This is a genomic window from Streptomyces sp. adm13(2018), from assembly GCF_008042145.1.
GTDB lineage: Bacteria > Actinomycetota > Actinomycetes > Streptomycetales > Streptomycetaceae > Streptomyces.
The window spans coordinates 1-3,739 of the sequence record NZ_RDBH01000126.1 but is presented as its reverse complement, the minus strand read 5'-3'; the positions used below and the strand labels follow the sequence as shown (position 1 = coordinate 3,739).

Sequence of the window (3,739 nt, the reverse complement as noted above, 5' to 3'; positions counted from 1 at the left end):
GTGCTTGGCCAGGAGTGGGGCCAGTGCGGCCAGGACCGTCTCGCCGCTGTCGGCGAGGACCACGCCGGGTGCGTCGGTGGGGACGGTCGAGGCGTTGAGGACGTTCTCCGCGCCCGCCCAACCGCCGATGGCCTTGGCATGGCGGAAGGCCTCGGAGACCAGCAGTGCCAGGCGCGGGTCCACGGCGGCCGTGCCCTGCGCCGTCCCGCCCGCCTTGGCGTCGCGGGCGCCCTGGGCGTCGGCGCCCGGGGCGGGTGCGCCGGCGAGGACCAGGGCGTCGAACTCGACCGAGCGCGCGGTGGCGAAGGTGCGCTGGACGGTGATCGGGTCGGTGTCACCGCCGATCGTGCCACCCGCGGGCGCGACCACCAGCGGGACCATGCCCGCCTCGAGCACGGCCCCGCGCAGCGCGCGCACCCCGTCGGGGTCGGTGGTGCCGTCGGTGACGATGCCGATGACCCGCCCGTCGGCCGGCCATTCGCGGCCGACCTGGGAGAGCGCGGGGCTGGGGTCGCTGTCGGGCGCGGGCTCGACGGCCGTCGGGACCGCCAGACCGAGGCCGGTGGCGACCTGGGCGCACAGCTCGGTGTCGATGTTGGCCAGTGCCTGGAGCTGACGCTCCTTGATCGCCTGGTCGTAGCACTTACCGAGTTCGAAGGTGTACGCGGCGATGATGTGCTCGCGTTCGACCGGGGTCATGCTCAGCCAGAACAGGCGCGCCTGGCTGAAGTGGTCGGCGTACGAGGCGGGCGCCTCGCGTACCTTCCGTCCGGCCGGAACCTCGACGGGCACCTCGACGAAGGCTCCGGTGTCCGCTCCCGCGAAGAACGGGCAGCCGCCGTCCAGGGAGTTCGGCTTGTAGGGGGCCACGCCGGTGTGCACGGCCTGCTGGTGGAAGCCGTCGCGGAGCATGTCGTTGACGGGGGCGTGCGGCCGGTTGATGGGGATCTGGTTGAAGTTGGGCCCGGCCAGGCGGGTGATCTGGGTGTCCAGGTAGGAGAAGAGGCGTCCGGCGAGCAGCGGGTCGTCGGTGACATCGATGCCCGGGACCAGGTGGCCGACGTGGAAGGCGACCTGCTCGGTCTCGGCGAAGTAGTTGGACGGGTTGCGGTCCAGGGTGAGCAGGCCGATGGGCTGGACCGGGGCGAGCTCCTCGGGCACGATCTTGGTGGAGTCGAGCAGGTCGATGCCCTCGAAGGTCTGGTCGGGGGTGTCGGGGAAGGTCTGGATACCGAACTCCCACTGCGGGTAGGCGCCCGACTCGATGGCGTCGGCGAGGTCCCGGCGGTGGAAGTCGGGATCGACGCCGCTCGCGATCTGTGCCTCCTCCCAGACCAGCGAGTGCACGCCCAGCTTGGGCTTCCAGTGGAACTTCACCAGCGTGGTGGCGCCCTCGGCGTTCACCAGACGGAAGGTGTGAACGCCGAAGCCCTCCATCGTCCGGTAGGAGCGGGGGATGCCCCGGTCGGACATGTTCCACATGGTGTGGTGCTGGGCCTCGGTGTGAAGTGACACGAAGTCCCAGAAGGTGTCGTGGGCGCTCTGGGCCTGCGGGATCTCCCGGTCGGGGTGCGGCTTGCCGGCGTGGATGACGTCGGGGAACTTGATGGCGTCCTGGATGAAGAAGACCGGGATGTTGTTTCCGACGAGGTCGAAGACGCCTTCCTCGGTGTAGAACTTCGTCGCGAAGCCCCGGGTGTCGCGGACCGTGTCGGCCGAGCCGCGCGAGCCGAGCACGGTCGAGAAGCGGACGAAGACGGGGGTCTCGGCGTCTGCGGCGAGGAAGGCCGCCTTCGTCACGCCCGCCGCCGTGCCGTACGACTGGAAGACGCCGTGCGCCCCGGCACCGCGCGCGTGGACCACGCGCTCCGGGATCCGCTCGTGGTCGAAGTGCATGATCTTCTCGCGCAGGTGGTGGTCCTGAAGCAGGACCGGGCCGCGCGGGCCCGCCTTGAGCGAGTGGTCGGTGTCGTGCAGCCGGGTGCCCTGCGCGGTGGTCAGGTAGGAGCCGCTCTGCGCGACCCGGGCCTGCTCGGCGCCGGTGGGCTGACCGGTCGGGCTGACCGTCTCCGGCCCTGTCTGGTCCGGCTTCGGCGGCAGCGGCCCCTGCGGAGCGGTGGGCTCCTCCAGCGCCGCGGGCGCCGAGGAGGGAGCCCCCGGTACGCCCTCCCGCGGCCCGGCCTCCCGGAACGGCTCGGTCAGCTTCTCGACGGCTGCTTTCAGCGGGTTGTCGTGGGACATGGTCATCCTTCGGGCTGGGAACAGGGACCGTGCGGGACTGCCACAGCCATGACCGCCATCGTCGGCGTCGTAACGGATGTGGCGTCGTCGTCCGTCCAACGGCACAACCCCGGCATACGGGTGCCCCTGCGCCACCGCGGAAACCACAACAGTTCGTCCCGTGGACAAAATGACCACGGCTGGAGGAACGGTCGGAGGACACGTCACCGCCCTGCTCCTCGCGAGCCCCTCCCCCGGGGCGAGCCCTCCGCGGCTGGAGCCGGCGCGGTCTGTGGCACGAATTCGGGGCGGGCACCCCGCGTGGGCTCCTCGTGCACGGGCAGGCGTCCGACCGGAGGTGGCATATGCCCGACTGGGGCAAGCTGTGGATGAGCGTCCGGACACACGCGACAGAGGCTGTGGGCTTCGTACAGCGCGGGATACGGCGCACCGGCAGCGAGCGCGATCATCTGGTCCTCGGAGTGAAGACCGCGCTGGCCGCCACTGCGGCCTGGGTGCTGGCCCGTCATCTGCTGCCTCCCACCGTCTCCACTTTCGCCCCGTTCACCGCGCTGGTGGCAGTGCAGGCGACGGTCTACCGGTCGCTGAGGGACTCCGCGCAGTACATGAGCGCGATGGCGGTCGGCGCCGCTCTGGCGGCATCGCTGGCTGCGGCGGCAGGTATCCACGGCTGGTCCTTCGGTCTGCTGACGGTCCTGGCACTGGCCGTGGGCCGGTTCCGGCCGCTGGGGGCGCACGGTACCCAGGTCGCCATCGTCGGCTTCTTCGCCTACTCCTCCGGACAGGGCCAGATCGACTACATCGGCTACCTGATCGCCTCTGTGGTGCTCGGCGCCGTCTGCGGCATCGCCGCGCACCTCGTGCTCGCCCCCGCGCGGCACACCCGGCACCGCCAGGAAGCGGTTGCCGATCTCATCACGCGCATCGAGGAGCGTATGGGCGATCTTGCCGACACGTTCGATGTACGGGAGCCCGATGCGGACGAGGTCCACGAGCTGCGGGAGGCATGGCGGCACCTGTCCTCGGATGCCGACCGGATCCGGTACGCGATCGACGATGAGGTGGAGAACAGCCGTCTCAACCCGCGTGCCAGCATCGCGGACTCCGCCGGCGCCCTGATCCGCGCCCGTACCGCGCTCGATGTCGCGCAGCGCTGCCAGGACCACCTCCGCTCGGTGAGCCGCAGTCTCGACTACGCCGTCAGCAGCGGCGAACTCCTCTCGCTGCCGGCGTCCTTCCGGTCCGCATACGCCACCCTGCTGCGGGCGGCGGCGACAGCGCTGCACCACATCGGCCGGCAGGACCATGACGGCCTGCGGGAATTCGACACAGCGCTCAAGCAGGCCGTCAGCAAGTTCGAGGAGGTCCGCCTGCAGGTACTGGTCGAGCAGGACGGCCCGTCAGGGCAGACCGCGCTGCAGGGCACCTTGCTGACCGACGGCGGTCGCCTGGTGGAGGAACTGCGACACCACGGCTGACGGGCCGTCCTGCTCGACCA

Annotated in this window: 2 protein-coding genes; one reads left to right on the top strand and one right to left on the bottom strand. The window is 70.8% G+C overall.

What is annotated here, in order from left to right; all coding sequences use genetic code 11:
* On the bottom strand, window positions 1–2,241 hold a 2,241-nt coding region (locus tag EAO70_RS16340), incomplete at its 3' end, for a catalase (RefSeq protein ID WP_148003728.1).
* Window positions 2,242–2,585: 344 nt separating this feature from the next.
* Between EAO70_RS16340 and EAO70_RS16335 the strand changes: the two genes are divergently transcribed.
* Window positions 2,586–3,719: an FUSC family protein gene (locus tag EAO70_RS16335; RefSeq protein WP_148003708.1), complete on the top strand. Its 1,134-nt coding sequence runs from the start codon at window positions 2,586–2,588 to the stop codon at window positions 3,717–3,719.
* The last annotated feature ends 20 nt before the right edge of the window (window positions 3,720–3,739 follow it).

What these genes read in the sequence shown, in the direction of transcription:
- EAO70_RS16335 (WP_148003708.1), top strand. Translation starts at nt 2,586, where the DNA reads ATGCCCGACTGGGGCAAGCTGTGGATGAGCGTCCGGACACACGCGACA.